Origin of the sequence: Microbacterium gorillae (assembly GCF_050990725.1) — a bacterium.
GTDB lineage: Bacteria > Actinomycetota > Actinomycetes > Actinomycetales > Microbacteriaceae > Microbacterium > Microbacterium gorillae_A.
In genome coordinates, this window is the sequence record NZ_CP158844.1 from 3,727,032 (window position 1) to 3,749,386 (window position 22,355).

Consider the following 22,355-nt stretch of genomic DNA (forward strand, 5'->3'; position numbering starts at 1 on the left):
CGGGCGTTCGTCGGAGTCGAGTGGATTACTCGTTGCCGACCTGCTTGTCCACGTTGTCGCGGATCTCATCGATCTTGTCGGCGGAACCCGGAGCGACCTTCTTGGCGAGGTTCGCGACACCGTCCAGGACCGAGTCACTGATGCCCTCGGCCTGCTCCGAGTGGAGGGCCTCGTCGACCTTGTCCTTGTTCTGCTCGTAGAGCTCCTTGGCCTTGTCAACGCCTTCGCTGAAGGCTTCCTTGCCCTTGTTCACCACGTCATCGATACCCATGGGTGCTCCCCTTCGGATTGGTTTCCCGGCCCATGTGAGCCGCGTTCATTCTGCTACGTCTACGGTGTCGAGCAACAGAGCCGAAACCGTGGGACTTAGTCAGTTCACAGTCAGCCCGCCGGAACCGTGGTTCCGGGGAACATCGACATGCAGCTCTCCTCGATGGTGACCGGGGTCTTCGAGGTGGTCGGCGTCCACCGCACGCTCAGCGGAGTGGTGGCGTCTGCCGGCACCGACGAGGTGAACGAGAACGTGCGCGTCTCCCCCTGGCCGATGGCTGCCGTCAGGCTCTGCGTCTGGCGTCCGTTGTAGACCCCGGAGCGGTCTTCATAGCTGATGTCGCCTTCGCCGGGATCGGTGCCGACCAGCTCGCCGCCGGGGATCGCCATGCCGATCACGTCCAGCGTGATCGTGTTGTTGGCGTAGCCCCACTGGGTGTTGCGGCGACCCAGCGTGTACGTGCTGCCGATCGAGTCGGGGATGGTGTTGGTCATCGAGACGCTTGTGGTGACGGTGCGGGCGTCGGCGTTGCAGCTGACGGCCATCGTGGTGCCCAGCCAGTACTCGAGCTTCGAGTACGACGTGTCGTTGAGGTAGATGCCCGTCTGCACGGTCTGCGAGTTGTCGCTGGTGATTTCGCCGTCGAGATCCAGCTCGTGCGACATCGCCTGGGAGGCCTCGTCCGGGAACCAGAGGTAGATGCGCTGCTCCGCCGCGGCCGCCTTCAGCTGGTCCAGCATGGCGAGGGGATCCCACCCGCCGGCGGAGACCTTGTCGAAGACGGCGGATGCGGCCTTGCCGAAGTACCAGCTGGCGGCGAGGCCGTCCGCACCGAAGCGCTCGTAGGTGTCGCTGAGCAAAAGCTTGACCGCGTTGTCGGCAGTGATCTGCTCGTCCTCGCCGTCCACCGTGACCGGTCCGGTCACGCGGAGCATGTAGGACAACGCCACGGGGTCGAGGCTGATGATGCCCTGGATCGGAGTGTCGCTGACATCCGTCCACAGTTGCGACACCACGTTCGCCGTGTCGCGGAAGTCGGGGTAGCGACTGAAGTTCTGGCTGTTGTTCCAGGTGTCGTTCTCGAAGAGCTGGGCCTTCTCGGCGGGCTCGATCGGAGCGAAGCCGGTGCCTGCCAGTCCGCGCGCGATGAAGGCTTCAGTCTCCCAGTCCTCGCGCATTTCGATCTTGCCGTTGTCGACGTGCAGCACCGCGGCATTCGAGGGGTTGCCACCGGTGGAGCGGATCTCCGCGTTGTTCTGGAACAGCAGGATGTAGTCGCGCGGGCCGTCTGCACCGAGCATCGCGAGCATCGTGGGCAGGTACTGCTCAGCCAGATCAAACGCCGGCGACGCCTCGTCGATGATGTCGACGAGCTGGCCGATGTTGTCCTTCACGAACGGGAGGATGGCGTCCTGGTCGATCTTGTCGACGTGCGATTTCGCCTCCGCGAACGTCGCCGCGAGTGCCGGGATCTGCGGCTGAGCGTCGCGGAACGGCTGCAGGTTGAAGCCGCCGCCCTGCAGCGTCAGGTTCTTGAGGTCGAGCGCCGCGATCAGGTTGAGACCCGTGGGCAGGGCGTCGCGTACGAGGATGTGCGTGGCCTGGGTGGTCTCGCTGACCGCGGCGACGTTTGCACCGACCACGGGCACCTTGGCGGCGAAGTCCCAGAGCTCTCCCTGGACGATGCCGTCGGCTTCCTTCGTGAGCGCGAGTACCTCTTCGGCGATCGGCTGGATCTGCGCGATGTCCCCCGACTGCACCAGCGGCATCACCGCGGTGACCTTCTCCTTGGTCTGCTCCAGGAGGTCGCGGACCTTGATGGCTTCCTTCACGAACATCGCCGCGAACACCGCTCCCGCGATCAGCACGATCAGCAGGGGGAACACCACCCAGGGCCACCAGCGCCGGCGCCGCCGCTTCGCCGGCGGACGCTCGCTGCCGGAGCCACCGGACGACACCGGTCGCGTCGCCACGGTGGTGTCGTCGACGACGGCACCCAGCTTCTCGGTGGGTTCTCCGGACTGACTCAGCTCGCGTGCTTCGCGGCGGCTGCGGGGCGCGTGGGGGTCGATGACGATCTCCTTAGGTCGTCGGAGATCATAACGTTCGAGTCTGAGGAGCAGCAGCTACCGAACCGTCGCGTCCGCTGCAGAGGAGCACGCGGCGAATCGATGACCGCTTCGCCGCATGCTCGCTCATCGCCGTGCCGCGGTCCTCGGTTGCGCCCTCGAAGACGCGGGCGACGACTGTCATCGTGCCGCGATGGCCACCGATGCGGAGGTCTTCGACACGCTCGTGTACCCGGTCTTGGAACCTGTCACCGTCACGGTGATCTTGTGGCCCTTGTCAGCCGTGGTCAGCCGATATGTCTGCGCCGTGGCGCCGGAGATCGCGACTCCGTCCCGCCTCCACTGGTACTTGAGCGTGACCGGTGACGGCTTCCACGTCCCCGGCGTGGCCGTCAACGTGCTTCCCGCCTTCGCCGTGCCGCTCACCGTCGGCGTCGGTGTTGCCGAGAGCTTCAGCTTGGGTACGGTCGCGGTAGCGGCCGACGTCTTCGACACGCTCTTGTATCCGCTCTTGGAGCCCGTCACTGTCACGGTGATCTTGTGACCCGCGTCGGCCGCGGTCAACCGATAGGTCTGCGCCGTGGCACCCGAGATCGCGACCCCATCGCGCTTCCACTGATACTTCAGCGTCACGGGCGACGGCTTCCACGTGCCCGGCACCGCCGTCAGCGTGCTCCCGACCTTCACTGACCCGCTCACCGTCGGCGTCGGCGTCGCGGTGAGGAGTTGGTCGACACGCAGGGTGTATTGCGCACCCCACGATGGCTGGTAGCTGTAGCCCCGCACCTGCAGGTAGAACGTGCCCGCGGTGAGGTTCACCGTGCTGGGCATGCCGGCGCCGTTGCCCGTGATGTTCCAGCTGCCCAGTCGCGAACCGTTCACGTCGGTCAAGACCACGTCGTATGCCGACCCGGTTCCCAGCCCCGAGGCCACCCCCAGAGAGATCGCGTATTTCGCTGTCCTCGGCGCGGTGATGCGGAAGTAGTCGGAATCGGAACTGCTCGCACCGAACGTCGAACCCTTGACCGGCTTCCCGAACGCGACGGTGTCCGCCTGTGCGGACGTGTTGTTCCGCTCGGTCTCCACCACTCCCGGCGTCACACCGACCTTCAACGAATACGGCGCACCCCACGACGCGTCGTAGCTGTACCCCTTCACACGGATGAAATAGTCACCAGCCGCGAGGAACATCGCATACTTCGACGCCCACGCACCCGAATAGTCGCCGCCCTTCAGGGTGAAGACATACAGATCGTTCCCCGAAGCATCAAGCACAGAGAGCAGATACGCAGCCCCCGTCCCCAGGTTGCTCGGGAACGAGAAACCGAGCGATAGCTGCCCGTCCTTCGGAGCCGTGAACCGGAAGAAATCACTATCAGAACTAGCCGTCCCCAGTGCGGAACCCTTCACCGCCGTTCCAAGCACGAGGGCATCCGCCCGCGAAGAAGTGTTGTTCCCCTCGGTCTCCACCACTCCCGGCGTCACACCGACCTTCAACGAATACGGCGCACCCCACGACGCGTCGTAGCTGTACCCCTTCACACGGATGAAATAGTCACCAGCCGCGAGGAACATCGCATACTTCGACGCCCACGCACCCGAATAGTCGCCGCCCTTCAGGGTGAAGACATACAGATCGTTCCCCGAAGCATCAAGCACAGAGAGCAGATACGCAGCCCCCGTCCCCAGGTTGCTCGGGAACGAGAAACCGAGCGATAGCTGCCCGTCCTTCGGAGCCGTGAACCGGAAGAAATCACTATCAGAACTAGCCGTACCGGATGTGGATCCGCCGATCGTGGTGCCCAGGGCCAACGGGTCCGCCTGAGCGGTGGTGCCGTTGGGTTCTGTTTCATACACCGAGGCGATGAGCGCCCGCGTCGACAACCGCGCCTGCGGCGAGGCCTCGGTGGACGAAGAGGCAGAGGGCGACGGAGCGGGTGCGCTGGATGGTGCCGCCGGGGACGGAGTCGCGCTGTCTCGTGGCGCTGGCAGCTCGGACGCGCTCGGAGCGGGCGAGCTTGTTGCGGTCGGGGCGCCGGTGGGGCCGGTCGCCGGGCCCGCGGACACGGAGACAGCAGGAGACGGTGCCGACGACGGAGCCGGGGACACCGAGGGAGTGACGGCAGGTGCAGCGGGAGACTCGGGCCGAGGCGTCACGTTCGGGGCGAGCGATGGACTGCTCGACGCGGAAGGCGTCGGTGACGGTGCGGGAGCAGCGTGGGCTGCAGAAACGGGGAGCAGCGCCAGGGACGCTACGAGCACCGAGGCGATGATGCCCCCACCCGCTGTTCGAGCAAGACGAGTGAAGCCGGCCATAGCTGCCCCCAGATCTTCGGCGCGCTTTACCGTGCGTTACCACCCTCTGAGCACGCGAATCATTAGAATCGTTTCATATATACCATGCTGTGAATCTGCTGTGCACGGCTGTTTCGGTGAACGTCGACACACTGTTTCGGTACAGCAGTTGTCAGTCCCGGCCGTCCAGATCATCGTCCGCGGCCCCTGATAGCGTTGCAGGGGTCGGAACACGCGGGGGAGGTGCCAGGTGTCGGGCATTCTGGTACACGAGTGGCTCGCCCGCCACGGCGGTTCGGAGAACGTCTTCGAGGTGCTTTCCGACGTCTTCCCGTCGGCCGAACGCTTCTGCCTGTGGAACGACAGCGACGGACGGTTCGCCGATGTCGAGGAGACGATGCTTGCGCGCACGCCCCTGCGTCGCAGCAAGGCCGCCGCACTCCCCTTCATGCCGTTCGCCTGGCGTCGCCTGCCGGCGCGCGAGGCCGACTGGATTCTGTGCAGCAGTCACGTGTTCGCGCACCAGGCGCGGTTCGCCGGGCCTGCGCGCGAAGCCCCGAAACTCGTCTACGCCCACACCCCCGCGCGCTACGTCTGGACGCCGGAGCTCGACGGGCGCGGATCCGGCGCTGCCGCTCGACTCGTGTCGAGCATCCTGAAGCCGCAGGATCGTCGCCGCGCCGCCGAGCCGGTTGCGATCGCCGCCAACAGCGCGTTCATCGCCGATCGCATCGCACACACCTGGGAGCGAGAGGCGACGGTGATCCACCCTCCCGTGGACGTCGCCGCGTTCGCATCTTCCCCGCAGGCCTCGGAGGATGAGATGGCACGCATCGACGCCCTTCCCACTCCCTTCCTGCTCGGGGTCTCCCGATTCGTCCCGTACAAGCGTCTCGATCGGGTGATCGACGCCGGGATCGCCGCCGATCTCCCCGTCGTACTCGCCGGCGGAGGCCCCGATGAGGACCGTCTTCGCGCGCACGCCAAGGCTCATCGCGCGCGGGTGAAATTCGTTCACAACCCGTCGACCGCGATGCTCGCCGAGCTGTATCGCCGCGCGCTGGCCCTCGTCTTCCCCGCCATCGAGGACTTCGGCATCATGCCGGTGGAGGCGATGGCAACCGGAACCCCGGTGGTGGCAAGTGCCATCGGCGGCACCGCGGAGACCGTCGTGGACGGCGTGACGGGAGCGCTGGTGCACGACTGGACCGGTGACGAACTGCGCACAGCCGTCGAGCGTGCGGCTGCCGCGGATCCCGCCGCCTGCGCGGCACGCGCGTACGAGTTCGATACCGCCGTGTTCTCCGAGCGCATCGCGGAATGGGTGGCGAGCACGACCGGTTCACGTGCCGTCGGGGCGGCATGAGCACCCTCTACGTCGACGACCGCTATCGCGGCGCACACGGCATCGGTCGCTACGCCCGCGAGGTGCTCGCGCGACTCGAGCCCGAATGGCGACCTCTGGGCCTGACCGGTACGCCGTACTCCCCGACCGACGCTTTTCGGGGACTGCCCGGTGTGGGCGAACGCGATGTGGTGTACTCCCCCGGCTACGGCGCGCTCGTGCGCGCACCCCGCCAGATTCTGACGGTGCACGACCTGATTCAGCTGCGATCGCCGTGGCCCGGGCGGGCGAAGTTCGCCGCCTACTACGCGGGCCCGGTGCGTCACGCAATCCGTCGCGCGGGCGTGGTGCTCACAGTGTCGGAGACGTCCGCTCGCGATATCCGAGCGTGGCTGCGCGACGACAACGTGCGTGTCGTCAACGCGGGCAACGGGTGCTCCGCGGCGTTCCGTTCCGACGGCCCCGTGCATCAGGACACCGAGCCGTACGTCATGTATGTCGGCAACACCCGCCGCCACAAGAACCTCGAGGTCGTCGTGCGCGCTCTCGCGCTCGTACCTGACCTGACGCTTCGCGCGGTTCTCCCGGAGTCCGAGATCGAAACCGCCACGGTGTGGGCGGAGGCCGCAGGCGTCGCATCGCGTGTGGATCTCCTGCACGGGGTGAGCGATGACCGGCTCGCCGAGCTGTACCGGGGCGCCGTCGCGACCGTGCAGCCGTCGACCGACGAGGGCTTCGGACTTCCTGCTCTCGAGTCGGTCTCCTGCGGCGTTCCCGTCATTTTCTGGCCCGGATGCGAGTCGGTGGCCGAGATCGTGGGTGATCGGGGCTGGGCCGTGCCCGAGGCACACGATGCATCCGCGTGGGCCGCCGCTCTGTCCGCCGCGGTCGATGCCCGCCGCCGTGTTCAGCCGCCCACCGGCTATGACTGGGACCGCACCGCCGCTGTCATCTCGGATGAGCTTCGGCAGGCTCTGGCCTGAGTTCCCACGGGGCTGAGAAGCCGGCCTCGTCTGGACCCTCAACGCCGCGAGACGAAGCGGCCCGATGAGTCAGGGCTGGCACGCCCCGACCGATTGCCTCACCGCGGCGCGAGCCCCAACGCGAACCGCTGGAGCTGCGCCGTCTTCGCGCCCCATCCCTCATACGCGGCCCGTCGCACGCCAGCGGCATTCGGCGACGGATGCGCCAGCGCACTCCGCAGTGCCGCGTCTGCGTCACCGGTGTCCCGATACGTGTACACCCCGGACTCCGCATCGGCATGAAGCACCGGAGTCTCCCGGGTCACCACGGCGGTTCCGGCCGCGAGGTATTCGTAGAGCTTCATCGGGCTGCGTCCCTCATTGAGGGGATCGTCCGAGAGCGGCAGCAACCCCACGCGGGCCCGGTGCAACAACGCCGGCAGCTGGTCATACGCGATGGCACCGAGCATCTCGACATTCGACGGAAGCACCGCCGGTGCCGCTCCGGGCCCCGCGACGACGAAACGCACGTCTGGGTGTCCTCGTCCCCACGCGCCCAGCTGCTCCCAGTCGAATCGGCCGTCGAGCGCGCCGACGTACACGCATAGCGCCTCGCGCACCCCGTTCCCCTGCGGGGCGGCGAACCGATCCGCGTCCACTCCGTTCTCGATCACCAGGGTCGGTACGCGGAGGTCGCCCAGCGCATCCAGCACGGCAGACGACGTTGCGAGAACCCCGTCCGCCGCGGCGATGATGCGCTCCTGCAACCCGTGTTTGACGCCGTCGGGGTACATGTCCGTCGGGCGGTACACGAGTCGCTCCGTCAGCGAGCGCACCGAGTCATGCCAGAGCAGCGGCTGGTCGATCAGTACCGCATCGAACCGCTCCGCGATCCCGTGCCGCCGCAGTGCTCGGTCAACACGGAACCGTCCGTACGGCACAGGCACGAGGGTTCGAGGGACCAGGTGCGTCACGCCCGCCGCATCGCGCACCGGCCCGCGTGGCAGCGTCGCGAGCGTGGCCCTGTCGATGCGCCCCGTCACCCGATGCGCCGCTGACACCGGAGTCGACAGGTGCACCACGTCGGCCCCGGATTCCGCGAGCGTACGTGCATAGTGGTGGCTCCCTACGCGAAACGGACCGAACGCGTGGCTGTGGGACAACAGCAGGATGCGCGGCGCGCTCATCGCCGCGCCCGCCGAACGGCTTCCCGCATGCGTGACTCGACGTGCGCGACTCTGTCCGCCGCACCGGCGACGGCAGCGACGACCTCGTCCCGTCGCCCCAGCTGCTCATTCAGTACGTGCGTCAGTTCAGCGGCGTCCACGTGAGAGGAGTCATGGCTGACGCCGTGCAGCCCGATCACCGCGAACGCCGCCGTGATCTTCCCCGTGGGCGAGGGCACCAGCTCGATCGGCACCGCGCCGCTCAGCGCTGCGAGGACGAGGACGTGCATCCGATCGCTGATCACGATGCGCGCATTGTCATATCGGTCGCGCAGCACGCACTCCTGCGTCACCGCGTCGATGTCCCCCCAGGCGTCGAACTCGCCGCCGAGTGCGTCCGCCAGCTCCCGCGAGCGCTCTTCGTCTTCCCGCACCTGGACGACCGTACGGATGCGCAGGCCCTGCGCGTCGGCGAACGAACGGACCGCGTCAATCCAGGCCGGCGACGGCATCGGCCGCGCACCGCGCAGGCTGATGATGAGCTCGTCGCGTGCGGCCCAGGGAGATCCGGGGCGAACCCCGGCCGCGAAGCCGATATCGGGAACCACCTGCTTACTGCCCGCGAGCGCGGCACTTTTCTCGTCCCGCCACAGGGCCACCTGCGACAGCCGGGCCGCGAGCGCATGCAGCCAGAGCGCCGGGTTCGAGGGAGCGCGGATGCCCCGCGGCGGCCGCACCACGACGCCCCGTTTGAGCCGAACGATCAGCGTCTCGGCGAGGAAGACGAGCTCGCGCAGCCCGTTGCCGCGATCCAACGGCACCTCTCCCGCCTCCAGCACCAGCACTGGTCGTCCTGGAGCCGTTGTCAGGAGCCACAGCCACCGCGGGACGCTGCGCTTGGTCCGCAAGACGATGGTTCCTGCGGGAACGCCCAGCTGATGCAGCCACACGTCGGGTGCTTCGCCCACGTACGCGACCAGTTCGTCGGAGGTCCCCCGTGCCCAGCTCAGGGTCTCCCGGCGGATCAGCGCGTCACCGATGTTCCCCGCCGGCCCCGTGAGGGACACGAACGTGCGGGTGGGACGACGACGGGAAGGGCTCACGTCTTCAGGCTATTGCACGTGATTTGCGCGGGGAGATACGACGACCCCCTCACCGGGCCGGAGCCCAGGCAAGGGGGTCATCTGCGTGGGTTGTGAAGGGCCACACGGTTCAAGTGTCGCCTGCAGGCAACGCCGAGTCCAGCCGCAGCCCACGCAGCGTCACAGAGACTCCGGCAACAGCGACGTCGGATTGCATCGGGCGGTCTCGAGGTCAGCGGGCGCGGAACTTCTTCAACGCGAAGAACGCGAGCTGCGCATCCGGGCGCCCGTCGAGGGCCTTCACCTCGGCCAGCTCGGACGGCGTCAGCGAGGCGACTTTCTTGGACGCACCGTCGAAGACGCCGTAGACGACCTCCGCGATCATGTCGGTGACCTCGGGCGGGAACTCACGATCCTGGATCTCACGGACCATCGCCACGTAGCTGAGGAAATAGCCGATCACCGACCGTGCGTCATGCAGTGTGGTGATCGTGGAGCCGGGCCGGATGCGCCGTGCGTAGATGTCAGCGTCCGTGTGAGCGACTCGTTCCGCGTTCAGCAGGAGGGCGAACGTGTACGGGTTGTCTTGGTGAATGATGCCCGGAATGAAGCGCGAGGCACTCTCTCGTACGAAGGCGGTCCGCGCGATGTACATTCCGACGTGCGGGCGGTAGTCGCGATTGCGTCGCATGTCCGCGATCATCTGAGGTCCGGGACGGACCTCACTGTAGGCATGCGAGCGCTGGTAGTAGGTTGAGTACCGCTTCCAGGTAGCCGCCGCCACTGTTCCGTCGAGGAACGCGTAGCAGTCGAACATCAACACGTCGAGGTTCTGTTCGTCGGCGCGACGAACGAGACCGGCGAGAGTGTCATCCGGCCAGAAGTCATCGCTGTCGAGATAGATGAGATAGCGTCCCGCCGCGGCGTCCAGGCCGGCGTTGCGTCCGACCGACTGGCCCTGGTTGGGCTGGTCGATGATGCGGACTCGAGCGTCCTGATCCGCAAAACGCTGCAGCACGGCGCGCGAATCATCGGTGGATCCGTCGTTGACGCAGATGACCTCGAGCGAGACCCCGGTCTGAGCGAGCACGCTGGAGATGCAGTCGTCCAGCCAGGCCTCTGAGTTGTACACCGGGATGACCACGGTGACGTCCGGGTCCGCAATACGGGCCGGCGGAGTGGTTCCCTCCGGCGCACGGAACGGGGTCGGCTGTGTATCGCCGGAGACCAGCGGACCGCCATCGGGTCGCGCCCCTTTTCTTCCTCCTGACGTCAACCGCCGCCGCGCGCCCTTCACCTTGCGAGGAAGCCATGCGAGTCTGCTGCCCAGCCGGTACGCCGCGGAACCCTCGAGGTCACGCGTTGCCCGACGCGCCGCGTCGCGTTGGGCGCGTGCCAGATCGAGTTCCTGTTCGAGTCGTTCGACGAGCGCGTCCGAGGCGCCGGCGTCGGACTCAGAACTGGCCACGGCTGCGGGGGGAGGTCGGGAATGCGGGCATCCTTGATTGTTTCATGAACGCGCGGTGCATCGCTGACGCCTGGAGGCGCATCGACGCTGACCCACCGCGACACCATGTTTCGCGAGAGGAATCCCCCCGTGATCCGGCTGATTCCTGTCGGGTAAGCTCATTCTGTGAACCAGCCCTCTCCGAAGCCCGCATCCCGGATCTGGCATACCGACGACCTTCTCATTCGTCTGGTGGAAGGCGAGAGTGTGGGCTCGGGTGATGCGCTCACGTCTCCACGCTTCGCCGAGGTTCCCAACGCGACTGATGTCGAGTACGGACGGGCGACGCTCACTCTCGTCGCGAACGATCCTGATCGCTTTGAGCGCTACTCCGTCTTGCGCTCAAACGCCTTCAAGGATGATGATCTGATCCCCTTTGGTGCACGCGCGCGATCGCTCTGGGCTCTGAACGCCCTCGTCGGGCGCAAGACCAACAAGAGCCACGATTGGCCGTCCTTTCGCGCTGCGGTCTTGGAGGACGAGAGCGCCGTGACCTCCCCTGACGAGGTACTCACGAAGGTCCCGGTTGACGGACTGTGGAGCATCTGCACGCTCATCCACGAACGAAACCTTGCTCCAGACGTGGAATTCAGGTTGCTGCGTGCCATGGCTGCGCGAGTTATCGCGGGCGAGAGCATCCGCAAGCAGACAATCCCGCTCCTGGTGGAACGGCTCCTTCAGGCTGACCTTGTCGAGGAAGCACGTGCTCTGCTTCCACGAGTTACCGAAGCAAGCTGGCTGCGACACGCCTTCACGGTGGAGCTTCGCCACCCGAGGTTCGGCGGAACATACGACTCGATGTTGCGAGCTCTTAACGAACCGTATCGGCAGCTCGCGATCGAAGAGGTGTCTCTGTCTGGCGACACAAACGTGCCGCCGTTCCATCAGTTGAGCTCGACGCCTGAGTCCACCTCGGGATCTGGCCCACTCGTGACGATCATCATGACGTGCTGGAACCCTGGCGTCGAGATCTTCACCGCCGTTCGGTCGATCATCGACCAGACCTACCAGAACTGGGAACTCATCGTCACAGACGACGCGTCTCCGAACGACGTCGACGCTGTGCTCGCAGAAGTCGCAGCTCTTGACTCCAGGATTCGAGTCGTCCGCAATGACGTAAATGCGGGGACCTACGTCCGGCGGAACGAAGCGATCGATCTCGCCAGGGGTGAGTTCGTGACGATGCAAGATTCCGACGACTGGGCACACCCTCGCAGACTCGAGATCCAGGCGAACGATCTCTCTCGCAACCCGCTTCGCCTCGCCAACGTGGTGAGTGCTGCACGTATGACAGAGAACCTGTCGCTGGTTAGTCGCCGAGGAGCGAAGCTGTTCCTGGCCGAACCAGCCCTGATGTTCCGTCGCGAGGCTGTCACGAGCGCCATCGGGTACTACGACTCCATCCGTAAGAGCGCGGACACTGAGTTCCGCAAGCGGCTGGAATCCGTCACCAAGCGTCCTATCCCCACTCTCCTACCCGGAGTTCCGCTCCAGTTCATGCTCGCTGACGAGGCGAGCCTCTCCGGCGCGGACTTCGGCACAAACATCTGGAACCACCCCGACCGCCTCATCTATTGGAGTGCTACACGGCGGTTCCTGTCGCGCATCGAGTCGGGGCAACAGGATCCATTCATCCCGTTCCCCCAGACTTCCCGCGCATTCCACGCCCCGCGACGGTGGATCTCCAGCAGCAGCGAACGGCTCACGTTCGACCTCGTCGTCGTTCTGGATGGACGCGACTCTGCGCGCCTGTCGAGCTTCCACACGACCGTCGCAGAAGAGCTGAAGGTCGCGGCCAATTCTGGCCTGCGCATTGGGATTCTCCAGTCCGATTCCCTGCAGGGCCCGCGAGGAATGGCGTTCTTCCCCCTTGAGCTGCAGGCGCTCGTCGACTCAGGGGCAGTAGACCGAATTGGCTTCGACGACCCCGCCGACGCAGGTTTGGTCGTCGTACGCCATGCGGTCGCTGCACAGGGCCATCCGCAGGAACGATCCGGAATCACCGCACGCCGCGTCGTCGTCGTCGAAGACGCATCAGCAGGGGATGTGAGAGGCTCCACGATCGCCAAGCCCGACGTGGTGGACACCGTGGCGAGCTGGTTCGGGGTAGCCCCTGAATGGGACGTTGCTCCTCCCACCTTGCCGGTACCTGCCGTCACGGCCTTTGCCACAAGCGGTGACGACGTGACTTTGACGATCAGCACCGAGGCGCCTTCGATCGTTCGACAGGTGCGTCTCGTTGCCTCGGAGTCCGATATTCAGCTCACGCTCGCCGCCGTGAGCACGCTGGAGCTCACGTGCACGACCACGCTGAAGCCAGATGCGGGCAGTGAGTGGACGGTTTGCGTCGACTACGACGCCGGCGATGATCGAGTCGTGACTCGCACGGCCGCGACCTCGCCCAGAACTGTCTTCTGGAACCAGAGCGATCGACTGGCACTTCGCACAGACGCTGGTGGATTCCGAGTTCTCTCTCAGACCGCAACTGCAGATCAGCCCGCGAGCCGACAGTTCGCACGGGAGTATGCATCTGCTGCTATCTCCAGAGCGGCTGTGGTCGCGGAGCAGATCGAGCTGACGATCTCCGAGGCCCACACTTCATCGATTGCCGCCGTGTACGCACTGCGGAAAGTCGACGATTCGGTCATCCGGCGCCGCGATTTCGCCATCTCCACGAGTGCTGATGGAGCTCGGATCTGGCAGCGGCCGTTGACGAAGTTCGCCGACTCGCGGTGGCAGATCTTCGGCTCCTTCCGCACTCCCCTGGGCCTCGTCGATTTTCCGATCAGCTTCGAACCAGAGGCCACGCTGTCCGGCACGGGTGATTGGCAGCCCCAGATGTTGTCCGGCGGCCGTCTCCTGGTTGCCTCGCCCCAGCCGTCCAAAGCCGTGCGTGTAGGGAAGAGGCTCAGCCGCGAGATCCAGAGCCGCCTTCGAAACCTCCCGCGCCTGCCGTTGCGTGCAGGGGGGAGTGCGGCCCACGCCCCTGCACATCGTGAGCGTCAGCACTTCGGCCCCAGCTTTGGTCTGCCACGCGTCGAATCCGCGCCCGTCGTGTCGGTCATCATGCCGGTCTATAACGTCGAGCCTTATCTCGACGCCGCAATCAGCTCGGTCCTCGAACAGGACTTCACCGATATCGAGCTCATCCTGATCGATGACGCGTCCACTGACAACGGGCGCCGCATCATCGCAAAGTACTGGAAGAAGGATCCGCGAGTGCGAGTGTTCGCGCTCGATCACAACACCTTGGGAGGAGCAGGTGTCCCCAGCAATGTTGGCATCCGCGCCGCCCGAGGTGAGTACGTGGCGTTTGCGGACAGTGACGACTACGTCACCAAGTCTGGCTTGGCACGGATGGTACAGCTAGCCGAGACCCATGACGCTGAATTGATCATCGGCGACTTCCAGACCTTCTCTGACAAGCTCAAGGAAGGCGGCCGGGCATATGATCACGCGGTGTGGAATGAGTTCCCGCTCAACACACCCATTTCGGCCTTCACTCATCCTGATCTGTTCCGTCTCTCGCCCGTCCCGTGGCGCAAGCTCTACCGTCGGAGTTTCCTGCAAGCAAACGGGATCCTGTACCCCGAGGGCGACTACTTCTATGAGGACAATCCTCTGCACTGGTTTGTGCTTTCGCGCGCACAGCGGGTAGTCGCTTGTGATGAGGTCATCAGCTTCCACCGTCAAGAGCGCGAAGGCCAGACGATGGGAGCACAGGCCTACAAGCTCGGTTCCTTCGTCAACCACGCGAACACTGTCTTGAACTTCATCACGGAGAGCACCGACGAACGACGCGACGTTCTCTTCGAGGCTTTCTTCAGCTATCTCGACCGGAGCAACTGGACGGTCAAGAGCCAGACACAGGCATCTGCGGCCGCTTTGATCCGCCGCGGCCTCGGCGATATCTATGAGCGAGCGATCGCCGCAGCTCCGAACGTGGTGGTGCCTCCGCTCATTCGGTCTCGTCTGGTCACGTATCGCTCGGCATACCCCGACATCGATTTGACCATCGTGATCCCGGTCTTCAACAGCGCCGATCTGCTCCGAGAGACGCTGGACTCCGTGCTTGCGCTGAGTGGGCTGCGATTCAACGTGCTGGCAGTGGACGACGGGTCGACAGACGACTCGCTCAACGTGCTCAAAGAGTATGAAGCCAGCCACACGAACGTGCACGTTTTCGCGCAGGGCAACCGGGGGGCCGGCCGAGCGCGGAACTCCATCATTCCGCTCTGCACAGGCCGTTACACCTTCTTCCTCGACGCCGACGACGTGATCGACGCCGATGCCTTGGCCGCTGCAGTTACTCAGGCCGATACCGAATCGGCGGACCTTCTGTTCGTGAAGTATCGGATCGATTTCGTCGACGAGGGCCGCTCTCAGGCGATGTTCAACAGCGATCGGGAGCTCTGGGCGCAGCTGCCCGAAGCAACCCGAAACGATCAGCGGCGAGCCATCTTGGCTCAAGTGATCAACTATCCGTGGAATCGCATCATCCGGACGTCGCTGCTGCACGACGCGAACATCTTCTTCGGTGCCACGGTCGTACATAACGACGTCCTCTATCACTGGCACTCCGTCGTCGGCGCGCAGAGCATCAGCTATCTGGATGTAGAGGTGTGCGCGCACCGCAAGTTCGCGACGCGCAGTCAGGTCACGAACATCAGCGACTCCCGGCGGCTCGCCGTCCTCGAGGCCCTTCGCAGCACTCACGAGCGTATCTCGACACTCGAGGCATTCCCGGAGGTCCAGGACCAGTGGCGAGCGTTCGCGCTTCACCTCCTGGAGTGGGCTCGCGATCGCGTTCCCGCAGAGCTACAGGAGACCTACGACCGACGCCGTCACGAGCTGATTCCTCTCCTCACCCGCGAGACATCCTGACGCCAGCGGACGCGGAAAGGGCCCCTCGGCATCTGCCGAGGGGCCCTTTCCGTCTCACCTACGCCAGACGCCTGAAGTGTCGCGAAGGGAGAACCCTGATCATCGGATACTGGCGGCCGCGAAAGCGAACATCCTGGAGGAGCGTGTAGTCTTCCCGCACAACGACTTCCCCTGCAACGACTACGCCGCCCTTGGGAACCGGAACCAGAAGCTCCTCAGGCATCCGAGCAGAATGCGCTGAGAACCCCTTGAGGAACGTGTCGCGATTCGCCATCCAGTGAACTTCCGCGGCAGGCGCGGGTGCATGTTCCAGGTGGGGAAGGAGCCGCCGAGCCCAGTACGCCGCCGCCAGCGGCACATGCATGTGATGATCTTCCGCCTTCGGGTTCCGAAGGCGATTGCTGACGACTCCGGTTGTCGGGTCGAGCACGTCCTCCGAGATGTCGACGAAGGACAAACCACGTGCGGAGGCCCGTGCAGCAAGAGCACGGTTGTACTCCAGCGTCAGTTGAGTGCGCTCGATCATGGATGCTGTGATCGAGCTACGTGCCAGCACCACCTCGCCCACCTGGTCGTCATCTGTGATGGTGGGGAGAGTGGCACCCGTGATGATAATTCGGGAGAACCCCGCCGCGAGCAATTCGTCGACGAATTCGAAGTAAGCGTCGAGAGACTCTCTCATCTGAGTCTCAACGGGCTCCTGATATCGCTCGGACCGATACCAGATGACGTAACCGCAATCCACTTCGCCGAGATGCAGCAGAACTTCTGAGTCGCGGTCTTTGTCGGACACCCAGCGGCGAAACCTGCCGATCGCGTCAGTCTTGGAGTTCGGGTTCCGCATGCCCACGGCGGTCGCGCCACCGACTTCGAGACTGTCCGTCTGATAGGGGTAGAGCAGGTCGTAGGCAGCAGCCTTCGCGAAGTAGCGAATATGGCTGTCTCCCATCAACAGGAGGGACGGCGCGCTAGTCATGACGAAATCGTAACTGACGCCAATCGACCCGCTCGTGCAGCAGTATGCAGCAGATCGATCGCGCGGCGATCAGCGGTCGACTGCCGCAACCCACTGGTCGCGGAGCGCCTTGTACCTATCGAAGTACCGCTGGAGGTTCTCTTCGGTCTTCGGTCCGCCATGGTTGTAGAAGTGAGGACCGTAGATCCAGCTCCGGTCGATTCCCTTCAGCGTGTACGGGGACATCGCAAGCCAGTACGACAGCAGCGACTGATCGTAGACCGGCCAGCGCACCAGCATCCCATCTCGGGTCCAGTGCCGCCCCACGTCGACCTGCATGTCCGCAACGTCAAGGACGCCCCGCAGATACTGCCGGAATTCTCGCGACATCAGCAGAATGGCACCATTGGCGTAGCTCTTCAGGTAGCGTTGCGGGTCAGGAAACTCCGACTTCAGCCAGCCGTCGGTGAGCCGCAGCTTATCCTGCGAATGGTTCTGGTTGTTCGCGGCAACCACCGCACCCGCGTATTCCTCGAAGATGTTGGGAGCGTCCGCAGAGATCAGAATATCCGTGTCGAGATACAACACGTAGTCGTAGACGTCGTACTTCTCGTCCAGCAGCTGAAAGCGCTCGATAGCAGGCCCGCCGTGGTAGCCCTCGGACCACCAACGCGAGTGCGAGGCGATCTGATACTCCGCACCGTGCTTCATCGCGTAGAGCGTGGCAAGCTCAGCTGAGGCCATCGCCATCTTCTTGCGATCGGGGCCGTCGTACGTGCGGTTGGCGTCGACATGGTACTGCCAGATGAGATTAGTCACTTGTCTCTGCCTTACTTTGCTTCAGCTTCGAGTCGCTCACGAGCGACGAGAAGGTCGTCCGCGACCTCGCGCGCATAGAGCTCACGGACCGCCTCGGGAGATTCGCCGCTCAAGATCGCGTCAATGAGCACTCGCATGATCCCGGAGATGCGTTCCCGCATCTTGTCGCGTGGAGGTTCGTTCTCGCCGATCAGCCCCACGAACCGCCGGTCCTTCGGATCGCGAGGCTGCCATTCGATCACGAGACCGCACGATTCAGCAGGCAACGCCGTGTGCAGCCGCGAAGTGACGATGCGCGAGAAATCATTGCGGTAGCGGTTCATCCGGTCGATCGCCTGCGTCATCGACTGCGCCAGAGGGCGCGTGCGCAGACCATCATCCAGGTTCTTCAACCGAACGATGCCCGTGGCCCCTTCCGGGGCATTCGCGTCCACATAGGCGACAGGCTTCGACGGATCGATTTCTACAGCGGGGAAAAGACCGCCCACAGTGGTCGTCATGCAGCCAGAGAAGTAAGCGGGGATGCCCTTGTCGTGCAGCAGACGGACAGTGTGCCAGTCGCGACAGCCCACGGGCGCGTTCGCCTTGAGGTACTCGACAGCAGCAGGAGTGAGGAAGCGAGCGTGGCTGATGTGGAACGAGATGAAGAGTGGGATGATGCGATCGTTCAGCGGGAACTGGTCGCGACCGCCGTAAACCTGCTTCATGTACCACCCGAACACGAAGGTCCACGTGTGCTCGGGCAAAGAGTCGTAGAGGGTCGCATCGCGGTTGACTTCCACCAAGTGGAGTCGCCCAGCTGGTCCCGCCAATTTGTTCTCGTCCGGCACATTGTCCTGAACCTCACCGAGAACGCGCACGAGATCTTCGTCGCCGGCGAGCTCGATCGCGGGACGGCGAAGCACATGCGACATCATCGACAGTGTCTGCACCCAGTCGCCGATGTTGCGCGACGTCTGAATGGGATCAGGGGTGTGGTAACCCATCACGCCGAACGCGATGTCACCCGACGCCACCTCTGGGGTGGGTGCCGGCGCGGCGTTCGGACCGACCCAGGGCGCGAGTTTAACAAAAGCTGCTCGCTGAGCCGGAGTCCACTCCGGACGGTTCACAAGTCGCTGGTACAGGGCCCCGGCAAGCGGCGAGCGCACTGAGACGAGGTTCGCCAATGCTGTCAGCCATGCCTCGGGTACGCCGGTCTCCACTGCGCTGTTGTCCACGATCTACACTTCCGTCGGGTCGGGGCGGTTGACGCTGCAGTGAATGTGTTCGAGAGTTCGGCACTCACGTCGAGATTGCGCGCATTCTGAGTGCCCGCTGTCAGCCTGCAGCCCGACCCAAGCCTACTATGCGATGCGGGCATCATGTGACCGCTCGGACATGACGCGCTACCCCCGGGGGTAGAATCGTGCGGGTGCTCCGCATCCCTGGCGCGGAGCGCTCAACTCAAGGAGACAACCAACCGATGGCCGAAGCACACGCAGCGCCCGTCCCGGGCGACCTGTACGAGGTGGGGCAACGGCCGCCCTTTCGGACCTACATCGCAGAAGCATGGCGCCGTCGGGGTTTCGCCCTACGTCATGCAAGCTACCATCTCGTCGGCGGCCTCCTAGAAAACAGGCTCGGTATCCTGTGGATCGTGTTGAAGCCGCTGTTCACCGCGGTGATCTACGGCACGATTTTCGGCGCGGTGCTCGCGAGTTCCGCGAAGCCCGCTGACTGGGTGCCGTACCTTCTGACGGGCGTGTTCACGTTCGAGTTCTTCACGGGGTCGTTCATGAACGGCTCACGCGCCATCACAGGAAACGCGAAGCTCGTGCAGAGTTTGGGGTTCCCTCGCATCCTCCTGCCGGTGTCAGTCGTGATCGAGCAGACGATCCGCATGATCCCGATGGTTGTGCTGATGGCGGTCCTCCTCCTTGTCTTCGGGATACCCGCAAGCTGGTCCTGGTTGCTCGTCATCCCGGTACTCGCTCTGATGGCCGTGTTCAATCTCGGTGTGGCACTCATCGTGGCGCGCATGTCCGTATGGCTTCGCGACGTCCAGCAGTTCATCCCCGTGATCAATCGCGTCCTCTTCTACGGAAGCTCGATCTTCTTCCAGCTCGATGTCGTTTTCGCCGACAAGCCGGTGATCCTGACCATCGCGCATCTCATCCCGACCTATGACTTCATCGCGCTGGTGCGCGGTGTGATGCTCGAATCGCACCCGGCTCCGACCCTCGCTGTGATCGCGGCACCCATCTGGGCGATCAGCGCCTTGGTCATCGGAGTCATCTACTTCTGGCGGGCGGAGGCGCGGTATGGCCTCGGTGATTGAGCCGGGTACTGGCGTCTCTGTGGCGCCCCTGGCAACCGCTCCCAGACCCATGATGGTCGTCGACGATGCACACGTCACGTATCGGGTTTTCGCATCAGGCAAGCGGCTGAGCGCTCGAGACATGATGCTCAATCTTCGCTCCTTCCGTGGCGGACGTGAGATCAAGACGGTGCCCGCTCTGCGAGGCGTCTCCTTCACGGCGAACGAGGGCGAAACGATCGGCGTCGTCGGCCACAACGGATCGGGCAAGTCGACGCTTTTCCGCGCAATGAGTGGCCTCCTGCCGACCTCGTCGGGGAGCATCTGGGCGGCGGACCGTCCCGTACTCCTGGGAGTCAATGCAGCTTTGATGCCTCAGCTGTCCGGCGAGAACAACATCAAGCTGGGCCTGCTCGCGATGGGATTCACCGCACAGGAAGCCGCAGATCGTGTCGACGAGATCGCCGATTTCGCTGAGCTGAACGACTTCATCACCCACCCCATGCGCACCTATTCGTCTGGAATGGGTGCGCGATTGAGATTCGCGATCGCGTCGTCGAAGGCGCACTCCATCCTCCTTGTCGATGAGGCACTGGCTGTCGGCGATCGACGCTTCAAATTGAAGAGCGAAGAGCGCATCCGCGGACTGCGAGACAGCGCCGGTCTCGTGATGATCGTGAGCCACTCCGTGGGGTCTCTGAAAGACACTTGCGAGCGCTCACTCTGGATACACAAGGGTGAACTGCGTGCCGATGGGCCCACAAAGGATGTGGTCGCCGAGTACACGAAGTGGACGAAGAACCCGGCCAGCGTCGCAGTTGGAGCAGCTCTTCAGCCCAAGCCGATCAAACCTCCGCTGGTCGACAAGCTGCGGGACTCCGTGTCTGCGAAACCGAAGATCGCAGGTGAGATCACGGCCCCCGTGTCGACTGCCGGTCTCAAGGAGAGTGCTCGCGATAAGGCCCGACGCGAACGCTATCTTGAGGCGACACGACAGAAGAAGCGTCGCAAGGTCATCGCCGCCGTGGTTACCGGCACAGCAGTGATCGCCGCTGTCGGCGCGGGAGCAGCGATCGCGCTCGTGTCGAACGAAGCTGAGAGAACCGAGCTCACCGAGTTGCGAGCTGTCGTGTCGGCGGCACCCACTCCAACGCCCCTCCCGACTCCCGTGCTACCTGTCATCGCAAGCTTCGCGCCACTCGCAGCAACCGTGTTCTGCGAGTCCGTAGATGGGTCGGGCGAAGCGCAGCTGAGCTGGGAGGTGAGCGGCGCAACGCGCGTCAGCCTGACTGGTTCTCCCGACGAGGCCAACCCTGCCGGCGTCCCACTTCTGACGGATCTTCCCCCATCTTCTGCCGGCCAGGGACTGCCGTTTGCGTGCAGCGTTGAAACTCAGACCTACACGCTCGTCGTGGAAAACGCCGCAGGCCAGCAGGTGAGTTCTGCGGTCAGTGTGAGCCGGGAGCTGCCGCCAGAACCCGAGATCACTGTGCCGGATGAGACCGAGACCGAGACTGATACCCCGGTTGAGCCTGAGCCCGATCCTCAACCTCAGCCCGAGCAGCCGACCGAACCTTCGATTCCCGACCCGACAGGTGGGCCGGCTGAGCCGACGCCCGATCCCACCCAAACGCCTGACCCCCAGCCCACGGACGGTGAACCGAGCCCCGAGCCGACGTCGGAGAATCCCGCCACCCCTCCGCCGACCGACGGTGCTACCACCCCAGCGCCCTGACGCGCAGTTCGCAGCAACAAGTTGCATGACAAGGCCGCGCCTCGATCGATAGTCTGACCACATGCACGATGCAGCCCCCGAGAACCCCTACGAGGCCAATGAAATCTGGCTGGACAGCGAACGAATTACGGAAGCGGAAGGGCTCCCACGAGGCGTCACAGTCACATTCAAACCGACGAGTGTTGGCAACGTTGTCCAGCTGTCTTCCGCCGGCCGCTATCAGAATGTGCAGATCGACCTCGGGTCGGCAGCGAACTGCGTTGTCTCACTCGGCTCGATCAGAGTCGCCTTCGGCGGACTGAAGATCTCCTTCGTGCTGAACAACGGCCGAGTGTCGTCAGGTGCGGCTGTCTCCGTTGGCGACGGTACCGTTTTCAACGGCGCGACGCACATCATCGGCGCGCTTTCCGATGGCGTGGCTGTGACGATCGGTCGAGACTGCCTCTTTGCCTCAAACGTGTCTGTGCGCGGCTCCAGCCACCACGGCCTCTGGGACATGGACTCGGGCGAACTACTGAACCCCGAGGTTGGCATCACCGTGGGTGATCATGTTTGGGTCGGCAATCAGGTGATCTTGCTCAACAAGGCGGAAATCGGATCAGGTTCGGTCGTGGCCGCGCGAAGTATCGTCAACAAGCGGTTCGTGGAGCAGAACGCACTTCTAGCTGGAACCCCAGCTGCAATTCGACGATCACGGGTTGAGTGGACGAACGGCTTCCCGAAGGACAACGGCGCTCAGCCCCGCAACGTTCCGAACCGCTAAGAACCTGAACCCAAGCCAGCAGATCACTCACTCCGTCGCAGCGCTCATTCTCACGACGGTGGCGCACCCGGGCTTCGTCTCAGTGACACGAGCCGTGAGCTTCTTCCAGCATCTGACGTCGTGAGCGCGTGGGTTGTTGCCGTGGTGCCCGTGATGGCAGTGCCGTCGCGGTACCACTGGTGCTTCAGCGTCACCGGACAGCG

The 22,355-nt window shown here is 64.3% G+C and carries 16 protein-coding genes and 1 pseudogene; 7 read left to right on the forward strand and 10 right to left on the reverse strand.

Annotated features, from left to right (window positions below):
• Positions 1–25: 25 nt before the first annotated feature.
• The 3 genes from ABTV68_RS17330 to ABTV68_RS17340 form a co-directional block, all read right to left on the reverse strand.
• A complete protein-coding gene (locus tag ABTV68_RS17330) occupies positions 26–271 on the reverse strand; it encodes a hypothetical protein (protein ID WP_433674921.1) in 246 nt (81 codons plus the stop codon).
• A 110-nt stretch (positions 272–381) separates the two neighbouring features.
• Positions 382–2,244, reverse strand: a complete 1,863-nt coding sequence (locus ABTV68_RS17335) for a DUF4012 domain-containing protein (RefSeq protein WP_433674922.1) — start codon at positions 2,242–2,244, stop codon at positions 382–384.
• A 276-nt stretch (positions 2,245–2,520) separates the two neighbouring features.
• Complete coding sequence (locus ABTV68_RS17340; RefSeq protein ID WP_433674923.1) at positions 2,521–4,197, reverse strand: hypothetical protein; 1,677 nt, start codon at positions 4,195–4,197, stop codon at positions 2,521–2,523.
• A gap of 688 nt (positions 4,198–4,885) precedes the next feature.
• Here ABTV68_RS17340 and ABTV68_RS17345 point away from each other — a divergent pair.
• Together ABTV68_RS17345 and ABTV68_RS17350 are read left to right on the forward strand one after the other, a co-directional pair.
• Positions 4,886–6,001 carry a glycosyltransferase gene (locus ABTV68_RS17345; RefSeq protein ID WP_433674924.1) on the forward strand — a complete coding sequence of 372 codons (1,116 nt, stop codon included), beginning with the start codon at positions 4,886–4,888 and terminating at the stop codon, positions 5,999–6,001.
• Positions 5,998–6,963 carry a glycosyltransferase family 4 protein gene (locus tag ABTV68_RS17350; protein ID WP_433674925.1) on the forward strand — a complete coding sequence of 322 codons (966 nt, stop codon included), beginning with the start codon at positions 5,998–6,000 and terminating at the stop codon, positions 6,961–6,963. The genes ABTV68_RS17345 and ABTV68_RS17350 overlap by 4 nt, the downstream gene beginning before the upstream one ends.
• A 98-nt stretch (positions 6,964–7,061) precedes the next feature.
• Here the strand turns inward: ABTV68_RS17350 and ABTV68_RS17355 are convergent, their stop codons facing one another.
• The 4 genes from ABTV68_RS17355 to ABTV68_RS17370 all read right to left on the reverse strand — a co-directional run bounded on the left by ABTV68_RS17355 (position 7,062) and on the right by ABTV68_RS17370 (position 11,468).
• Positions 7,062–8,129, reverse strand: a complete 1,068-nt coding sequence (locus ABTV68_RS17355) for a glycosyltransferase family protein (RefSeq protein WP_433674926.1) — start codon at positions 8,127–8,129, stop codon at positions 7,062–7,064.
• Positions 8,126–9,211: a hypothetical protein gene (locus tag ABTV68_RS17360; protein ID WP_433674927.1), complete on the reverse strand. Its 1,086-nt coding sequence runs from the start codon at positions 9,209–9,211 to the stop codon at positions 8,126–8,128. Before ABTV68_RS17360 ends, ABTV68_RS17355 begins: the two co-directional genes overlap by 4 nt.
• A 211-nt stretch (positions 9,212–9,422) precedes the next feature.
• Positions 9,423–10,658 carry a glycosyltransferase gene (locus ABTV68_RS17365; protein WP_433674928.1) on the reverse strand — a complete coding sequence of 412 codons (1,236 nt, stop codon included), beginning with the start codon at positions 10,656–10,658 and terminating at the stop codon, positions 9,423–9,425.
• Between the two features lie 381 nt (positions 10,659–11,039).
• Positions 11,040–11,468: a hypothetical protein gene (locus tag ABTV68_RS17370; protein WP_433677675.1), complete on the reverse strand. Its 429-nt coding sequence runs from the start codon at positions 11,466–11,468 to the stop codon at positions 11,040–11,042.
• A gap of 171 nt (positions 11,469–11,639) precedes the next feature.
• On the opposite strand from ABTV68_RS17370, the pseudogene ABTV68_RS17375 reads away from it, so the two are divergent.
• Both ABTV68_RS17375 and ABTV68_RS17380 read left to right on the forward strand, forming a co-directional pair.
• Positions 11,640–11,924: pseudogene (locus ABTV68_RS17375) on the forward strand (glycosyltransferase); the annotation flags it as partial.
• A 270-nt stretch (positions 11,925–12,194) separates the two neighbouring features.
• Positions 12,195–15,581 carry a glycosyltransferase family 2 protein gene (locus ABTV68_RS17380; protein WP_433677639.1) on the forward strand — a complete coding sequence of 1,129 codons (3,387 nt, stop codon included), beginning with the start codon at positions 12,195–12,197 and terminating at the stop codon, positions 15,579–15,581.
• Positions 15,582–15,639: 58 nt separating this feature from the next.
• On the opposite strand, the gene ABTV68_RS17385 is transcribed toward ABTV68_RS17380, so the two are convergent.
• The 3 genes from ABTV68_RS17385 to ABTV68_RS17395 form a co-directional block, all read right to left on the reverse strand.
• Positions 15,640–16,557 carry a hypothetical protein gene (locus ABTV68_RS17385; protein WP_433674929.1) on the reverse strand — a complete coding sequence of 306 codons (918 nt, stop codon included), beginning with the start codon at positions 16,555–16,557 and terminating at the stop codon, positions 15,640–15,642.
• Positions 16,558–16,626: 69 nt separating this feature from the next.
• A complete protein-coding gene (locus tag ABTV68_RS17390; protein ID WP_433674930.1) occupies positions 16,627–17,355 on the reverse strand; it encodes a hypothetical protein in 729 nt (242 codons plus the stop codon).
• An 11-nt stretch (positions 17,356–17,366) separates the two neighbouring features.
• The gene (locus ABTV68_RS17395) at positions 17,367–18,575 is read right to left on the reverse strand and encodes a hypothetical protein (protein ID WP_433674931.1); all 1,209 of its coding nucleotides are present in this window, start codon (positions 18,573–18,575) and stop codon (positions 17,367–17,369) included.
• Positions 18,576–18,820: 245 nt separating this feature from the next.
• Here ABTV68_RS17395 and ABTV68_RS17400 point away from each other — a divergent pair, with 245 nt between their 5' ends.
• The 3 genes from ABTV68_RS17400 (at position 18,821) to ABTV68_RS17410 (ending at position 22,152) form a co-directional block, all read left to right on the forward strand.
• A complete protein-coding gene (locus tag ABTV68_RS17400) occupies positions 18,821–19,675 on the forward strand; it encodes an ABC transporter permease (protein ID WP_433674932.1) in 855 nt (284 codons plus the stop codon).
• A 121-nt stretch (positions 19,676–19,796) separates the two neighbouring features.
• Positions 19,797–21,389, forward strand: coding sequence for an ATP-binding cassette domain-containing protein (locus tag ABTV68_RS17405; RefSeq protein ID WP_433674933.1), 1,593 nt, complete (start codon positions 19,797–19,799; stop codon positions 21,387–21,389).
• Between the two features lie 61 nt (positions 21,390–21,450).
• The gene (locus tag ABTV68_RS17410; protein WP_433674934.1) at positions 21,451–22,152 is read left to right on the forward strand and encodes an acyltransferase; all 702 of its coding nucleotides are present in this window, start codon (positions 21,451–21,453) and stop codon (positions 22,150–22,152) included.
• The last annotated feature ends 203 nt before the right edge of the window (positions 22,153–22,355 follow it).

Bases quoted from the DNA above. Each gene is read 5' to 3' on its own strand.
- ABTV68_RS17330 (WP_433674921.1), bottom strand. From the start codon at position 271: ATGGGTATCGATGACGTGGTGAACAAGGGCAAGGAAGCCTTCAGCGAA.
- ABTV68_RS17350 (WP_433674925.1), top strand. From the start codon at position 5,998: ATGAGCACCCTCTACGTCGACGACCGCTATCGCGGCGCACACGGCATC.
- ABTV68_RS17355 (WP_433674926.1), bottom strand. From the start codon at position 8,129: ATGAGCGCGCCGCGCATCCTGCTGTTGTCCCACAGCCACGCGTTCGGT.
- ABTV68_RS17380 (WP_433677639.1), top strand. From the start codon at position 12,195: ATGCTCGCTGACGAGGCGAGCCTCTCCGGCGCGGACTTCGGCACAAAC.
- ABTV68_RS17385 (WP_433674929.1), bottom strand. From the start codon at position 16,557: ATGACTAGCGCGCCGTCCCTCCTGTTGATGGGAGACAGCCATATTCGC.
- ABTV68_RS17400 (WP_433674932.1), top strand. From the start codon at position 18,821: ATGGCCGAAGCACACGCAGCGCCCGTCCCGGGCGACCTGTACGAGGTG.
- ABTV68_RS17405 (WP_433674933.1), top strand. From the start codon at position 19,797: ATGATGCTCAATCTTCGCTCCTTCCGTGGCGGACGTGAGATCAAGACG.
- ABTV68_RS17410 (WP_433674934.1), top strand. From the start codon at position 21,451: ATGCACGATGCAGCCCCCGAGAACCCCTACGAGGCCAATGAAATCTGG.